Origin of the sequence: Citricoccus sp. NR2, assembly GCF_027594385.1 — a bacterium.
In the GTDB taxonomy this organism is placed as follows: Bacteria; Actinomycetota; Actinomycetes; order Actinomycetales; family Micrococcaceae; genus CmP2.
In genome coordinates, this window is the sequence record NZ_CP115154.1 from 2,286,444 (window position 1) to 2,301,972 (window position 15,529).

Consider the following 15,529-nt stretch of genomic DNA (forward strand, 5'->3'; position numbering starts at 1 on the left):
GATGAAAATTGTGTGTGAGGTCTTGGGGGTGATCAGGGTCTGGATCATCACGATGAGCGTGAGGTCAGCCAGACCATAAAGCCGATCACCAAGCCGAGACCCAGAGTCCAGATCAACAGACCTTCAGACACCGGACCAAGCGAGCCCAGCTGGAAACCACCGGGGGAGCCCTGAGCTTCGATTTCCTTGAGGAACGCGATGACGTCGCGCTTGTCTTCAGGGGTGAGGTTCGTGTCTGAGAACACCGGCATGTTCTGCGGGCCGGTGGCCATGGCTTCGTAAATGTGCTTCTCGGAAACACCGTGAAGAGTCGGTGCGTACTTACCGCGAGTCAAAGCACCGCCTGAGGCTGCCGCGTTGTGGCACATGGCGCAGTTCACTCGGAAGAGTTCGCCACCGCGGGCGATGTCAACGTCTTCGTGGTCGACGTCCAGGTACTCGTCTTCAGGAACAGCGGGTCCCGCGCCGAGCGAGGCGACGTATGCAGAAAGCTGGGCCGTCTGCTCTTCGTTGAACTGTGGCGGCTTCAGCTGTGCCTGCGGTCCCTGCATCTGCATGGGCATACGTCCAGTGCCGACCTGGAAGTCAACGGAGGCGGCTCCAACGCCGACCAGCGACGGTCCGGCGTCCGTGCCGGTAGCGCCAATACCATGGCAGGTGGCGCAGTTCGCATTGAAGAGCTGCTCGCCGTCAGCGATGTCGCTAGAGGAGTATTGCGATGCCGTATTGGCGCCCGCTGCATTCATATTCGTGGCCAGCGAGTAGAGACCTCCGGTGAGGAGGAGACCCAGCAGGAGGAGGGCCACGCCGACGACCGGATGGCGCCGGTTCTGTGAAAGAGCCTTCACGGTGATGGTTCCTTACGTTGTGTAAACCGAATAGGTGTGACGTTCCGTATCCGGTGACCTCAGGTGCGTAGTGATGGTTCCGGAGTTGAGGTCGCTACCTCAGGAAGTAGACGATGGCGAACAGGACGATCCAGACGACGTCGACGAAGTGCCAGTAGTAGGACACGACGATGGCGCTGGTGGCCTCGTGATGCCCGAACCGCTTAGCAAGGTAAGCACGTCCGATGACGAAGAGGAAGGCAACCAAGCCGCCGGCTACGTGCAACGCGTGGAAGCCGGTGGTGATATAGAAGGCCGAACCGTATGCGTTCGCTGGAATCGTAATTCCTTCAGAGACCAGAACTGCGTACTCGTATGACTGAACCGATACGAAGATGGCGCCCATGATGAAGGTCAGGATGAACCACTCGACCATGCCCCATCGTTTGACGTCCAGAATTCCGCCTGCACGTCGCGGCTGAAGACGCTCGGCGGCGAAAACGCCGAACTGGGCAGTGACCGAGGAAAGCACGAGGATGATCGTGTTGGCCAGGGCGAGTTGCCAGTCAAGGAGGGCTGAGCTTTCCTCCCACAGGGTGGGAGAGGTCGAGCGCAGCGTGAAGTACATTGCGAAGAGACCGCCGAAGAACATGACTTCCGATGACAGCCACACCATGGTGCCGACGGACACCATGTTCGGGCGGCTCGGAAACCCTGTCGAGGGGTGCGAGATGGCATGAGTAGTCGTTGTCACCCATTCATTATGGCCCTAATCGTGCCCAGTTCTCCAATGCAACGCGAGTGTCGGAATTATTTCTACTCACTGTCGAAATGACCGGCGGTCGAAGGATTGCCCGAATTCCCAGGTTTTTCCTAGCAAGTCGCCAAGTTTGGCTGCGTGACAAGAAACTTGCAGATATTTAGGCATGATTACAGTGCCGTTTGGACTTAGGATAACCTTATGTTTCCGTCGGTCTCATGGTATGTCCGGACGAAGAGGTAGTTGTTCGACAAGCTCAACTCATCATGGCTATAGGGGACTAGGATGACCCTGTGAACAGTTCAGCTACCGCTTTCAGCACGACGTGGCCCACCGTACTTAACGCATTGCTAGCGGGGGAGGGGTTGAGCGTTGAAACCTCTTCTTGGGCTATGCGCGAGATGATGACGGGGAACGCTACGGACGCGCAGGTGGCGGGATTCCTCATGGGACTCGCGGCGAAAGGGGAGACCGTTGACGAACTCCTGGGCATGGCGAACACCATGCTCGATCAAGCCGTTCCGGTGAACTACGGCGTTGAGGCGCTCGATATCGTCGGTACCGGGGGAGATCGCCTTGGCACCGTGAATCTTTCGACGATGTCGTCATTGGTGGCAGTCGGCGCCGGTGCTCGAGTGATCAAACACGGTAACCGCGGTTCTTCATCTACTGCGGGTGCTGCCGATGTGATCGAGGCGCTGGGCGTAGACCTATCGATGTCGAAAGATAAAGCAGGAAAGTGCCTTCACGAAGCGGGCATTACGTTCCTGTTCGCTCAGGAGTATCACCCGTCCATGCGATATGTGGCTCCGGCTCGAAAGCAGCTTGGGGTACCGACCGCATTCAATTACTTGGGTCCTCTGTCCAACCCCGCGCGTGTTGCTGCGCAGGCTCTGGGCTGTGCGAATGCGCGTATGGCACCTATTATTGCCGGCGTGTTGGCCGATCGGGGGACACGTGGGCTGGTATTCCGTGGCTCTGATGGTCGTGACAAGATCACGACATCGGGTGAGTCGACCCTGTTTGAAGTTCGAGACGGATCTGTCACGGAGCACGTTCTGGATCCGCGGGACTTTGGGATCGCCCTGCAACCCGTCGAAGCTTTGGCGGGCAAGGACGGCAAGCACAACGCGACCATCGTGGAAGGTCTACTGCGTGGAGAACCTGGTCCGGTTCGCGACGCTGTGCTTTTGAACGCTGCGGCGGGACTGACTGCATTCGATGAAGCCCATGAGGGTCCGGTGCTAGACAGGATTCGCACAAACATGGACCGTGCCGCGGAATCTATTGATTCCGGGGCAGCGGCCCAAGTGCTTGCGTCGTGGGTCGAAGCCTCACAAGCCTGATGGCTCATTAGCCATCGAAGCCCAGGGCAAAGCCTTCTTCGAGGTCGTGCTTTGAGTAGGCGCGAAACGCGAGCATGGTTTCGGTTGCCTGAACCCCTGACACCTTGGATAGCTGATCGGCAATAACGTCCGAGAGCGACTCAAATTCGCGCACTCGAGCCATAGCGACCAGGTCCCAGGTACCCGTCACGGAATAAACGGACGTGATGCCTTCAAGATCCGCCAGCTCTGACGCAATTTCTGGAATCCTATCCGGATCGGTCTTGATCATCACAAATGCCGTCACCATGAATTGCTCCTTCACCTTCGTGCGAATGGGGCGGTCGCCCGTCACTCGGGTCGTCTTTGTCTCTGTCAGTCTACGACCGTGAGTCGGCTCTACGGGCTGTGCGAGTCAAGAGTGCAGTCACGCCGCGTCGGCCGAGGAGAAAGACGCCCAATACTGATGCCGTCACTATCTGAAAACTCACCGCCGCGGTTTCGTTAAAGACGGTGACGCGCAGCAAGAGGCCGCCGGCGACCGTGAGGGTCCAGACCACGATTCCACTTGGCCACATCCGGTGCCAGGTGCGCCACGTGCGTGTCACCAACGAGCTGACGAGCCACGCAAGCAAGAACGGTGCAGCGGTAAAGAGGATTCCGGAAAAATCAAGACCGAGGTCGTGCGAACGTCGGCCCAAAACAGCGAAGAGAACAATCAGCGCGACATCGACCGCTAGTGCGCTAGCCATCTTGCCGGTTTCACGCATGAATGGCGTCCAAGACGGCAGATACGGTTGCGACGGGAATCTGACCTGGGGCCGAAGCTGCACCAATGGTCGCGAAGGTGGCCGAGGAGCCGAATACTCCGCCGGCGAGGCGTGACGCCATGCCGGCTTCTTTCATGGACATGGTGATGATCGGACGGTCAAGGTTCTTGCCCGCGGAGATGGTTGCGGACAGCAGTACGAGAACATCTTCGGGGGAGAGGGGAGTGACGGCGATCTTGGGAACGTCGCACCCCATGTCACTCATGGTGCTCAGCCGGGAAACGATTTCCTGTTCATCCGGGGTTCCGAAGAAATCGTGGTTCGAGCCGACAACACGCACAGAGTGCTTATGAGCAGCATCGATGCACTGAGCGGCATTATCGCGCCGGTACTCGACATCCACGAGGTCGACGAATCCGGATGCGCTGACATGGTTCACCAGGGAAAGATAATCCCCGGGGGAGATCTCTGCTGCGCCACCTTCGTCCGAGGTGCGGAACGTCGCGAGGAGTACTTGTTCTGGGAATGTAGACCTCAGGGCGTCCAGAATCTTCGTGATGGCGTGGAGGTCCCTATGCTCTTCGAAATGGTCGATGCGCCACTCGATAATGTCCACTGCCTTGAACGAAAAATCGTTGGAGATCAGGCTTGCCTCAGTGTAAATAGATTCTGCCGTTGTGGCGGTGATGGGCACGATGATCGCGGGGCGTTCTGCGCCGAGGCGAATCTGGCCGACCTTGAGAGTCTTTTTGGACATAGCGCTCCTGACAGTGAATGCGTTTGCACTCCAGTCTAGGTTGTTGTGAACGGCGACAGGAGCACGATTGTCTCGATGACCATGTCCCTTGTTACGGGAGCGTGGCTGTTTTGTGAGAGGTGGGCCATAATTCTGCACTACTTGACATAATGTAGATTATCGGCGCTTTGATAATGGTTGCAGGATGCGCTTCAGAAATGGTGGCTGGTTCCTGAGGTCAGGCGTCAATCAGTGAGAAGATCACTGCGCTGCCGTCGCCACATGTGGCCACGAGCTGGCGACCCTCGGTCGACACGGCGTCGTCGTCTTCGAGGTTCAGGACGTGATGTGCTGCGACGTTGCCCCAACCTTCTGGAATGTCACCCCGGACTAGGACGGAGACGGTGTTCGGTTCTGAGCCGAGGAACTGACCAGCCTCATCGTAGAAATACAGCTCTGCCTGCGGAATCTCGCCAGCCAACGCGCGGTTAAGAATATGCACCGCCACGGGGTCGGCCATAGCGTCGTATACCCAGCGTCGGCCGAGGACGGAATGCTCGATCTCGCCCACCAGGTACTGGTCTGCGGCTTCTAGGGGCGCTCCGCGGTACGTTAGCGGAACATGCAACGTGAGCTCATCACGGCGGATGATGAAACCTTCAAGTCCCACTTCACCTTCGGCATCGTCAAATCGGTAGGATCCGAGCACTTCGAGATCCCCTGATCCGCCCCAGTGCATACGGTCCAGCCATTGTGTGAGCAGCTCGGCTTTCGTCGGCTGCAGTTCAGCGTTATAGATGATGGCCATTGTGCCAGTGTACGGATCTCCATCCGAGAAGTCAGGTTCAGCCGTGCTCAATCCAAGTCAATGATGGCCCGGGTGGCCTCTTCGATGGCGCGCTTCGCATCCAACTCAGCGGCTACGTTAGCTCCCCCGACGACCTGTGGTACAACTCCCCTGGCGTTCAGATCATCTTCGAGGTCGCGTACCGATTCCTGTCCGGCGCAGACGACGATGTCGTCGACGTCGAGAACGTGGGGTTCCCCGTTGATGGTGACGTGCAGTCCATGCTCACTAATCTTTTCGTAGACCACACCGGTATGGAACTGCACATCAGCACCCTTGACGACGGCGCGGTGAACCCAGCCGCTGGTCGGTGCCAGTCCGGTTCCCATCTTGGTGGTTTTGCGCTGGAGCATGTGGATGGTTCGTCCAGCGGGACGTGGAGCAGGCATGGTGACGCCACCGGGAGTGGAAAAGGTGGAATCGACGCCCCAGGAGTTAAACCATTCCTGGAGTTCGTCGGCGGATGGCACCGGTGCTGGCCGCTGAACCGAGCCGTGATCATGGATGAGGAATTCGGCGACGTCGAAACCGATACCGCCGGCGCCGATGATGGCCACGGAGGAACCGCACGTTACTTCGCCTCGGATCACCGCATCGTAGCTATGGACCCGTGGAGCATCGGCTCCAGGGATCTCTAATGCTCGCGGTCGGACACCGGTAGCCAGAATGACGTGATCGAATTTGGCTAGCTCGTCAGCTTTCGCCCGGTGTCCACGACGGACATCGACGTTGAGGCGCTCGAGCATGACGTGGAAGTAGCGCAGCGCTTCTGCAAACTCTTCCTTGCCTGGAATGGCGCGAGCCAGACGGAACTGACCGCCCAGTTCTTGGCGTTCTTCAAAGAGGACCACGTCGAAACCGCGCTGTGCTGCGGTGATCGCGGCGTTCATTCCTGCTGGTCCCCCACCCACAACAGCCAGTGTGGCGCCGGGGGTGCTGGTGCGGCGCAGGGTGAACTCTTCTTCCCGGACTGCTGCCGGGTTGACGAGGCAGGTGGCTGTCCTGCCGGTGAAGGAATGATCCAGGCAGGCCTGGTTACAGCCGATGCAGGGCGTGATGGTCTCGGGCCGGTCGGTCAGGGTCTTGCTGACCCAACTGGGATCCGCCAGGAACGGTCGCGCCATGGTGACCATGGTGGCGGTACCGTCTGCCAGCAACTGCTCGGCGGTTTCAGGCAGCGTGATCCGGTTCGACGCCGCCACGGGAATAGTGAGCGTCTTCGTGATGCGTGCCGTGAAATCAGCGAAAGCGGCCCGGGGCACGGAGGTCACGATGGTCGGGACCCGGGATTCGTGCCAGCCGATACCGGTGTTGATGAGATCGACGCCCGCTGCTTCGAGCTCGGTGGCCAGAGAGAGAACCTCCTCGGCGGTCTGGCCGCCGGGGACCAAGTCCACCACGGAGAGTCGGAAGATCATGGCCAACCGGTCCCCTACGGCCTCGCGCACACCACGCACGATCTCCAGTGCGAAGCGCCGTCGACGTTCGGCGTCCCCGCCCCAATCGTCGTCGCGAAGATTGGTGGTGCCCGACAGGAACTGATTGATCAGATAGCCCTCGGAGCCCATGATCTCAATGGCGTCATATCCAGCCTCGAGGGCGAGTCGGGCCGACGCCACAAAATCGGCGATCGTCTGTGTGACCTCACCGCTGGAGAGTTCCCGGGCCGGGAACCGGTTGATCGGGGCATGTGTGGCCGAGGCGGATACCGCGCCCGAATGGAAGGCATAGCGACCGGCGTGCAGCAGCTGGACGGCGATTTTCGCGCCGTCTCGGTGTACCGCCTCCGTGATGAGTCGATGCGATTGAACATCGTCCGCGTTGGCGAGGCGGCCACCGTCGGCGGTGAGACGCCCGGCGTCATTCGGAGAGAATCCCCCGGTGATCATCAGTCCCGCTCCCCCGCGGGCGCGTTCGGCATAGAACCGGGCTAACTGCGGAAAATCCTCCGCCCGGTCCTCGAGTCCGGTGTGCATCGATCCCATGATGATGCGGTGCGGAAGATCCAGCGGGCCCACGGTGATTCCGCGGCTGAGCAGGGGGAAGGTCGTGGAGCGAGGTGCCGTCGCCAGGTGTGTCATAAATGTCACTCTCGGTGCGATGTCGGGTTTGAACCCTTGCAATGACAAGCGTCCAACACGGAAAATGTGATGTACGCCTACTTTAGGAGGAAATGTAGCGATGTTCGAGTGGCTCGCCGAGAATATGTGGCTAGCCTGGCTGTCCATCGCCGTTCTCCTGGTGATTGTGGAGATCACCGTTCTGGACCTGATCTTTCTGATGCTGGCCGGTGGAGCCACCGCCGCCACCGTCGCTGCACTTGCTGGCGCTCCCGTGTGGGCCCAAATCGGCGTTGGTGCCCTGGTGGCCATCATTTTGCTGTTCGCCGTGCGTCCGGTTGCTCTGCGCCATCTGAAAGAGTCGAAAGAGAAGCCTGACTACGGTGTGGAGTCGCTGCTGGGCCAACAGGCCACTGTCGTCGAGCCGATCACCGATGCCACCGGTCAGGTGCGCGTCGATGGTGAGGTCTGGTCGGCGCGCACAAGCAGTCATCGGTCCGTCTCCCCCGGCGAGATCGTCCACATCGAACGCGTCGATGGCGCTGTCCTCTGGGTCAGCATCGATCCGCCACTCACTGCCTAGTCATAAGACAACACAACAGGACGGAGCTGATCAGCTTTGGAACTCGCCATCATTATCGCGATGGTCGTCATAGCGATACTTGTGATCACGATCATCGTCGGCGCCGTGAAGATCGTGCCCCAGGCCCGCGCGGGCATCGTGGAACGACTTGGTCGCTATCAACGCACTCAGGGTGCGGGACTGACCATGATCATTCCCTTCGTGGACCGGATGCTTCCGCTGATGGATATGCGGGAGCAGGTCGTCTCCTTCCCTCCGCAACCGGTGATCACGGAGGATAACCTCGTGGTGTCAATTGACACGGTCGTGTACTTCCAAGTGACCGACGCCAAGCTCGCCACCTACGGCATCGCCAACTACATTCATGCCGTCGAGAATCTCACCACCACCACCTTGCGTAACGTGGTCGGCGGGATGAACCTCGAAGAGGCCCTGACCAGCCGCGATTCGATCAACTCGCAGCTGCGGGGGGTGCTTGATGAGGCCACCACCAAGTGGGGTCTGCGCGTGTCCCGGGTGGAGCTCAAAGCCATTGACCCGCCACCGTCGATCCAGGACTCCATGGAGAAGCAGATGCGCGCTGAGCGCGACCGTCGCGCGGCCATTCTGACAGCGGAAGGCACCAAGCAGGCTGAAATCCTGACCGCGGAAGGTAGCCGCCAAGCTGCAATTCTGGCCGCTGAAGGTGATGCTCAGGCCCAGATTCTGCGGGCCAACGCCGAAGCCGAAGCCATCACCTCGGTGTTCGAAGCGATTCACGACGGCCGTCCCGACCCGGATCTGTTGGCTTACCAGTACCTGCAGACGCTGCCGAAGCTGGCCGAAGGTGACTCCAATAAGCTCTGGATCATCCCCTCCGAATTCACCGACGCGATCAACCGTTTGGGCTCGGCCTTCTCCGGAGGCGAGAACCCCCTGGACGCTCAGCGCAATGCAGGCGGTGGCGACGACAGCTCCTCAAAGGAGGATGCCGAGACCCGGCGCGAGCGTCGTGAACGTCGGTCGAAGCCTACGACGGCTGCTGAGATTGCCGATATCGCTCCGAAGGCGCCGAAGCTCCAGGAAACGAGTCTGGAGGATGCCCTGGCCGATTCGGTCGTGGACGATGTCTCCCACACCGAGCCGCCCAAGGAACTAGGGAATAACTGACCCGCCAGGGTCGCTGAAACGGCTATACTAGAACGCTGGTAGAGGAAGGGAGCTCGAATGAGTGATCGTAGCCTGCGCGGAATGCGCCTCGGTTCGCAGTCCATGGAGACCGAGGCCGGTGTCGAGCCGGCGGCTCGTCAGCGGATCGAATACCGTTGCGAGGACGGCGAGCAGGTCTTTGTGACCTTCGCCGCGGAAGCCGAGATTCCGGCGACGTGGACGACGAAGACCGGTAAGGAAGCCCTCCTCGTTGATGGCGAAAAGCCGGAGCCGGAGAACACGAAGCCGGTCCGTACGCACTGGGACATGCTCCTGGAGCGCCGCAGCGTTGAAGAGCTGGAGCAGGCCCTGGAGGGTCAGCTCAATAAGCTGCGCGAGCGTCGCGGCGAAAAAGTCAGCTAATACGCGAGACCTACGGGCGGCCTAGCCGCCGAGATCGCAGAAGGCCCGTTCCCCCTACGGAATTAGTGGAGGGAACGGGCCTTCTGCGTGGCGACGTTCGCCTGAAAATTTAGCGGAGGCCGAGACGCGACCTGAGGGTCTCCCAGCGTGCCTGCAGGCCCCACTTGGTGACATTGGTGACGGCCTCGGTGATGATGTTTCCGCTCATCTTCGACTCACCGAACTCGCGCTCCACGAACGTGATCGGGACTTCGACGATGCGCTTGCCCAGGCGGGCGGTGCGGAAAGTCATGTCGACCTGGAAGCCATAGCCCTTGGACTGGACAGCACTCAGATCAATCTCGCGCAGGGTGTCCGCCCGGTAGGCGCGGTAGCCGGCGGTCACATCGCTGAGCTTCAGCCCCAGCATGAGCCGCGGGTACAAGGACCCGGCCATGGAAATCAGTTTGCGGTGGGCTGGCCAGTTGACCATCTTGCCCCCGGGAACGCGGCGCGAGCCGATCACCAGGTCGGCGTGATCGATGGCATCGAGCAAGCGCGGAAGCTGCTCGGGCTGATGCGAGCCATCGGCGTCCATCTCTACCAAAACGTCATAGCCGCGGGCAAGACCCCAACCGAATCCTGCGATGTAGGCGCCGCCCAGTCCGTTCTTCTCCTTGCGGTGTAGCACGAAGACCTGGTCATCTTCCTGAGCCCGGGCCTCGGCCCACTCCCCCGTGCCGTCCGGCGAGTTGTCGTCGACCACGAGGACGTCGACCTCGGGTACTGAATTGCGCAGACGGTTCAACGTCAATGGCAGCGATTCCCGCTCGTTGTAGGTGGGGATGATGGTCAATACGCGCATGCGACTCCTTCAGATGATCGACCGTAGACGGCCACAGCAACTGCCTATTATAGGGTGCCGAACTTCAGGTTGCCTTCATGCAGGTGCGCGATCAGCTGAGGCAACGGAGTGTCACCGCCCAGGACGGGCAACAACGGGGTGCCAGCGCGGGCGTCTGTGCTCCACCCAGAGACACGGCCGTCGGGTGCCTGCACACTGAGTTCATCGGCGCGCCAGAGATTCAGATGTGCGGGCGAACCAGGGGCAAGCCGACTGGCGTTCATCCAGGTCTGGGCCAGGTCTGCGGGCAGTGCACGTGCGCCCGCACGGGTGGCTGCGGTGAATCCGGCGCGAGCGGAGACGCGTTGATCCGGATCCTGATGCTCCAGCAGAGAGCGAACGCCGTGCCACAGGCTGTGCGGGGTGCTTCCGGTGCCCAATGATACGGGGATGCCGGCAGATAACAGGGAGGCCACCGGTGCGGTGATGGTTTCGGTCTCAGGGCTGGGTACCACGGTGACGGAGACACCGAGACCGTTCAGCTGGGAGACGTCGTCGTCAGTAATAAGATGTCCGAGAATCAAACGGTGCGAACCGGGGAACTGACGTTGAGCCCGGTCGTCGACGAGCAACGGTAGCAAGGCGGCGAGCTGGTCTTCGCGATGGGAATGGAAGAGCAACTGACGACGATCGGCCCGGCTCAGGCGCAGGGCAGCATCCACATGCGAGACGTCGTTGAGGTCCACGTAGAGATGCGATTGGGTATCGGCATCGGCCCGGTCCAAGGGAACATAGGGCACCGCGTGGGCGGAGGGCCGCACGGCCGTGGTGGTGTAGAGCACCTCCCCGTACTCGGCGCGCCCAGTGACCGAATCCTCCGTGGTGAAGGAGTTAAGGAACGCCGGAGCGACCAGGGCGCCGTGCAGGTCCACCAGCTGGGCGTTCGGGGCCTGAGCTGCGGCGACTTTCTCTGCGGTGTCGTCGGCACCGACCCAGGCCACCACCCCGTCGTCGATGAGGATCGCGGTGGCGTAAGGGTCGGAAACGGAGTGGATAAAGCCATTGACGGCGAGCAGGGAGGTCATGAATCCACTGTACCTACGGAGGAGTACGCCACGATGCCGCGGTCCACACGTTGCTTGGCCTGCTCGCAGCGCCGCGCCAAATTCTCGTGGCCGGGAATGCGGGCGAACTGGTCCAGGACGTCGATCACCTGACGCGCCCAGCGGACAAAATCGCCAGCCGCTAGTTCGGCGCCGCGCAGGGTGCGGGTCAGATCATGTCCGCGCGCCCACCGCACCATGGGTCCCACCAGTGCGGTGTTGGGCTCCGGGGTAACCTCGAGACGGGCTGCCTTTTCGTCCTGTTGCAGGGTGAACCAGAGCTCGTCGACGACGTCGGCCACGTGTTGTAGCCGGTCGGTGGGCATGCGCACGATCCCGCCCGTGTTGTCGGTTTTGGCCTGATAAACCAGCATGGCGGCGAGCCCGGCCAACTCGTCGGGGCCGAGCCCTTCGGTGAGGCCGTCTTCGATGGCCATGGAAGCCAGCAGGTCACGCTCTCCGTAGATGCGGCGCAGGGTGTGACCGCGCTCGGTGACCGCCCCGTTGTCGATGTAGCGGTACAGGGTGAGCAGGTCGATCAGCCGGTCAAAGGTCTTGGCGATCGTGTTGGTCCGCCCGGAGATCTTCGAGACCAGCGAGTCGGTCTCGCGGCGTAGCTTCCACCAGCGTTCGGCCCAGCGGGCGTGGTCTTCCCGCTCGGAACATCCGTGGCAGGGATGCAACTGGAGTTGGTGGCGCACCTCCTCGATCCGATCGGAATCATCGTCAAGATACTGGAACGAGGCACCCACCCTGCGCCCACCGGCCGGGGGACGGTGTTCGTGGATTGCCGCGCGCATCTTAGCGGCCACGTCCTTGCGCTGGGTGGGAGACTTCAAGGGGAGATTCTCCGGCAGCGATACCCCGGCGAAGGGCTCCACCGGTTCATCGAGGTCATCGATGCCCAACCGACGAAGCTGCCCCTTTTGGGTGATCACCCCGACCCGCGGATGGCTCGGGTTGCCTGCCGCAGAGACCACCACGGCCTCGCCGAGTCGGCGGCCCCCGCGGATCTCGACGATGTCGCCGACCATGAGTTCGTTCAATGAGTCCTTGACCGCGGAGAGCCGGGCACGATGCCGGGACTTTGACGTGCGCTTTTCTAGGTCGGAGAGTTCTTTGCGCAGTCTTGCGTACTCGGTGAAGTCGCCGAGATGACAGCGCATGGACTGTTCGTATCCGGCCAGCGACTTCTCGCGGGTACGGACTTCCTGGGCCAGTCCGACCACGGAGCGGTCCGCCTGGAACTGCGCAAAGGACGATTCCAGGATGCCGCGGGCCCGCTGCCGCCCGAACTGGGCCAACAGGTTCACTGACATGTTGTACGTGGGCCGGAAAGAAGAATTCAGCGGATACGTCCGGCGTGAGGCCAAACCGGCCACAGCGGAGGGATTCAACCCGGGGCGCCAGAGCACCACGGCGTGCCCTTCGACGTCGATGCCCCGTCGGCCAGCGCGCCCGGTGAGCTGGGTGTACTCGCCCGCCGTGATGTCCTGGTGCGATTCGCCGTTGAATTTGACCAGTTTTTCGATGACGACGGTGCGGGCGGGCATATTGATGCCCAGCGCCAGGGTTTCGGTGGCGAACACGACTTTGAGGTGCCCGGCGGCGAAGAGTTTCTCCACCACTTCCTTGAAAGGCGGCAGTAGCCCGGCGTGGTGGGATGCGAACCCGCGCAGCAGCCCGTCGCGCCAGCCCCAGAAGCCCAGTACATCGCGATCCTGGGGCGGCAGGGTTTCTCCGGCGCGATCCACCACTTCGGCGATGCGGCGCTTGTCGGCGGGGCTGGTGAGATCCAGCCCGGAGGCCAGGCACTGCTCCACGGCAGCGTCACATCCTGCGCGTGAAAAAATGAAGTCGATGCACGGTAACAATCCCTCGCGTTCCAGGGTGCGCACCAATGCGGGGCGGGAGACGCGCAAGTCCGGGCCCCGATTGCCCTCACGGTTGCTGTTTCGGTGGCCATCACGTGCTGGGCCGCCCCGTCCCCGCGCCCCGCGTCTTCCGCGTGGGCGGGAACGATTGCCGTGTCCCCAATCGGAGCGCTGGTGGGAACGCTGCTGCTGTTCCGCCAGCTCGGCGAGCTCGGGGTTCAGCACGAGCCGGTTGGCGTCGTCATGGTCTTCGAGGGCTGCGGCGTCGTCGAAACTGACCTCACTGGCGAAAAGATCGTAGAGACGAGAGCCTGCCATCACGTACTGCCACAGCGGTACCGGTCGGTGTTCGGACACGACGACGGCGGTGGAGCCGCGCACGGTGTCGAGCCAGGCACCAAATTCCTCAGCATTGGAGACGGTGGCGGACAGTGCCACCAACTGCACTCGTTCGGGAAGGTGAATGATGACTTCTTCCCAGACCGCTCCACGGAATCGGTCGGCGAGATAGTGCACCTCGTCCATGACCACATAGGCGAGGTTGGTGAGCGACGAAGAATCGGCGTAGATCATGTTGCGCAGCACTTCGGTGGTCATGACTACCACCTCGGCGTGCGGATTTACCGCGGTGTCTCCGGTGAGCAGCCCCACGTGCTCCGTACCGTAGCGCGCCACGAGTTCGCTGTATTTCTGGTTGCTGAGCGCCTTGATCGGTGTCGTATAGAACGCTTTGCTGCCCTGGCTCAGGGCCTGGTGGATAGCGAATTCGCCCACGATCGTCTTGCCGGCCCCGGTGGGTGCTGCCACCAAGACGGCGCTGCCCTGTTCCAGATGTTGGCAGGCTTCGCGCTGGAAGTCGTCGAGTTCAAAGTCGAGGGTGGCGGCGAAGCGTCCCAGATCGGTGCGGTCCTGTGCGGCACGCTGTCGGGCCTGAGCGTATCGTTCGGCCGGACTGCGCTGGTCATCGTCGATGCCGGAGGAGGTGCTCATCTTCTCAGCTTAAGCGATGACGGCGTCGTGGTGTGCTTAGATCTCCGAGAGTGGGGTCGGCGTGTGTTTTTCTTGGGTATCGGCTTGTCGCTTCAGCTTCTTGGCACGGCGCCGGTCCATCACCAGGCACAGACCGAGAGCGATGGCGAACAGAATCGCCATCGGCCCGCCTAAGTAGAACATGGTCATGATGTCTCCGCCGGGTGCACCCATGGCGGCGATGACGGCGATGACGAACACGGAGATACGCCAGTGCTTGAGGATGGTCTTGCCTGAGAGCACTCCCAGCATGTTCAGTCCCACCAGCAGCACCGGCAGCAACAGGGCGACGCCGAAAGCTAGCAGTAGTCGCAGCACGAAGGGCACGTACACGTCGACTTGGATGAAGTTGGAAGCGCCGGAGGGGGTCAGTGACACAAAGAATTGCAGTGCCTGGGGCAGGGCGATCCAACCGAGGAACACTCCCCCGACGAACAAGGGCACTGAGACGGCGATGAACGCCAGGGCGTAGCGCTTCTCGTTTTTCTGTAGCCCCGGGACAATGAACGCCCAGAGCTGGTAGAGCCACACCGGGCTAGACACCACCAGGCCAATAAACAGGGCCACCTGCAGCATGATGTCAAAGGGCTGGGCAACCGAACTGAACACGACCTCGGTCTGGGTGCCGTCGACTGACAGCGAGGTCACCGGTTCGGTGAGCGCGCTGAAGGCCGGCTTGTAGAGGAAGAACCCACCAATGGTGGCCACGGCGATGGCCAGGCCGGCTTTGATCAGCCGGTTGCGTAGTTCCTTGAGGTGCGCGCGCAGCGACATCTGCCCTTCCGGGTTTTTAGGTTTGCGCGTGCGTTCAGGACGTGACGGCGGGGTGGTGGACGGCTTAGTCATGACGTGTTTGCGAGGAAGTCTGCGGGATGGTGCGGCTCAGCAGTGCTACTTCGACTTCCCTGTGCCGTCGGCCTCCGGGCGGGAGGACTTCTCACTGGTGGAGCGCGGCTGGTCGTGGTCAACGACGGTGCCTTCCACCGCGTCGGTGCGGGAAGACGAGGACGATGGCTTGTCGTCATCTTCGGTGCGCATCTGCTTCACCTCGGACTTCAGGATGCGCATGGACTGCCCCAGGTTGCGTGCCATGGCGGGCAGCTTCGGTGCGGCGAAGAGCAAGAGGGCGAGGATGATGATGATGACCAAGGGCCAACCGCGAGGCATGATGGGTTCCTTTCAACGACGAAATCTAGTGTTCAGTGTAGGTCACCGCTCTATGTCCAACCTGTAGAAGCGCT

16 protein-coding genes are annotated in these 15,529 nt (G+C 61.3%); 4 read left to right on the forward strand and 12 right to left on the reverse strand.

The window, feature by feature from the left end:
• Positions 1-47: 47 nt before the first annotated feature.
• Positions 48-848, reverse strand: a complete 801-nt coding sequence (gene qcrC, locus O1A05_RS10680; protein WP_270105192.1) for a cytochrome bc1 complex diheme cytochrome c subunit — start codon at positions 846-848, stop codon at positions 48-50.
• Positions 849-942: 94 nt separating this feature from the next.
• Positions 943-1,581: an aa3-type cytochrome oxidase subunit III gene (gene ctaE, locus O1A05_RS10685; RefSeq protein ID WP_431521093.1), complete on the reverse strand. Its 639-nt coding sequence runs from the start codon at positions 1,579-1,581 to the stop codon at positions 943-945.
• A gap of 299 nt (positions 1,582-1,880) precedes the next feature.
• Here ctaE and trpD point away from each other — a divergent pair, with 299 nt between their 5' ends.
• Entirely contained in the window at positions 1,881-2,933 is a 1,053-nt protein-coding gene (gene trpD, locus O1A05_RS10690) for an anthranilate phosphoribosyltransferase (protein ID WP_270105193.1), read from the forward strand.
• A gap of 7 nt (positions 2,934-2,940) precedes the next feature.
• Here trpD and O1A05_RS10695 read toward each other — a convergent pair whose 3' ends face one another.
• The 5 genes from O1A05_RS10695 to O1A05_RS10715 all read right to left on the reverse strand — a co-directional run bounded on the left by O1A05_RS10695 (position 2,941) and on the right by O1A05_RS10715 (position 7,346).
• On the reverse strand, positions 2,941-3,222 hold the full coding sequence (locus tag O1A05_RS10695; protein ID WP_270105194.1) for an Lrp/AsnC family transcriptional regulator: 282 nt from the start codon (positions 3,220-3,222) through the stop codon (positions 2,941-2,943).
• Between the two features lie 70 nt (positions 3,223-3,292).
• Positions 3,293-3,682, reverse strand: a complete 390-nt coding sequence (locus O1A05_RS10700; RefSeq protein WP_270105195.1) for a DUF3054 domain-containing protein — start codon at positions 3,680-3,682, stop codon at positions 3,293-3,295.
• Positions 3,675-4,439, reverse strand: coding sequence for a type I 3-dehydroquinate dehydratase (gene aroD / locus O1A05_RS10705; RefSeq protein ID WP_270105196.1), 765 nt, complete (start codon positions 4,437-4,439; stop codon positions 3,675-3,677). Before aroD ends, O1A05_RS10700 begins: the two co-directional genes overlap by 8 nt.
• 217 nt (positions 4,440-4,656) lie before the next feature.
• Entirely contained in the window at positions 4,657-5,226 is a 570-nt protein-coding gene (locus O1A05_RS10710) for a maltokinase N-terminal cap-like domain-containing protein (protein ID WP_270105197.1), read from the reverse strand.
• A gap of 47 nt (positions 5,227-5,273) precedes the next feature.
• Positions 5,274-7,346 carry an oxidoreductase gene (locus O1A05_RS10715; RefSeq protein WP_270105199.1) on the reverse strand — a complete coding sequence of 691 codons (2,073 nt, stop codon included), beginning with the start codon at positions 7,344-7,346 and terminating at the stop codon, positions 5,274-5,276.
• 100 nt (positions 7,347-7,446) lie between these two features.
• Here O1A05_RS10715 and O1A05_RS10720 point away from each other — a divergent pair, with 100 nt between their 5' ends.
• From O1A05_RS10720 to O1A05_RS10730, 3 genes are read left to right on the forward strand one after another with little or no spacing between them, the layout of a single operon-like run.
• A complete protein-coding gene (locus O1A05_RS10720) occupies positions 7,447-7,908 on the forward strand; it encodes an NfeD family protein (protein ID WP_270105200.1) in 462 nt (153 codons plus the stop codon).
• A 60-nt stretch (positions 7,909-7,968) separates the two neighbouring features.
• The gene (locus O1A05_RS10725) at positions 7,969-9,057 is read left to right on the forward strand and encodes an SPFH domain-containing protein (RefSeq protein WP_333482017.1); all 1,089 of its coding nucleotides are present in this window, start codon (positions 7,969-7,971) and stop codon (positions 9,055-9,057) included.
• A gap of 57 nt (positions 9,058-9,114) precedes the next feature.
• Positions 9,115-9,459, forward strand: a complete 345-nt coding sequence (locus O1A05_RS10730) for an RNA polymerase-binding protein RbpA (RefSeq protein ID WP_270105202.1) — start codon at positions 9,115-9,117, stop codon at positions 9,457-9,459.
• Positions 9,460-9,568: 109 nt separating this feature from the next.
• On the opposite strand, the gene O1A05_RS10735 is transcribed toward O1A05_RS10730, so the two are convergent.
• From O1A05_RS10735 to O1A05_RS10755, 5 genes are read right to left on the reverse strand one after another with little or no spacing between them, the layout of a single operon-like run.
• Positions 9,569-10,303: a polyprenol monophosphomannose synthase gene (locus O1A05_RS10735; protein WP_270105203.1), complete on the reverse strand. Its 735-nt coding sequence runs from the start codon at positions 10,301-10,303 to the stop codon at positions 9,569-9,571.
• A 47-nt stretch (positions 10,304-10,350) separates the two neighbouring features.
• Positions 10,351-11,367 (reverse strand): amidohydrolase family protein, encoded by a 1,017-nt coding sequence (locus O1A05_RS10740; protein WP_270105204.1) that lies wholly within the window; start codon positions 11,365-11,367, stop codon positions 10,351-10,353.
• Entirely contained in the window at positions 11,364-14,249 is a 2,886-nt protein-coding gene (locus tag O1A05_RS10745; RefSeq protein WP_270105205.1) for a DEAD/DEAH box helicase, read from the reverse strand. Before O1A05_RS10745 ends, O1A05_RS10740 begins: the two co-directional genes overlap by 4 nt.
• A 36-nt stretch (positions 14,250-14,285) precedes the next feature.
• The gene (gene tatC, locus O1A05_RS10750) at positions 14,286-15,134 is read right to left on the reverse strand and encodes a twin-arginine translocase subunit TatC (RefSeq protein ID WP_270105206.1); all 849 of its coding nucleotides are present in this window, start codon (positions 15,132-15,134) and stop codon (positions 14,286-14,288) included.
• 45 nt (positions 15,135-15,179) lie between these two features.
• Positions 15,180-15,455, reverse strand: coding sequence for a twin-arginine translocase TatA/TatE family subunit (locus O1A05_RS10755; RefSeq protein WP_270105207.1), 276 nt, complete (start codon positions 15,453-15,455; stop codon positions 15,180-15,182).
• Between the last annotated feature and the right edge of the window lie 74 nt (positions 15,456-15,529).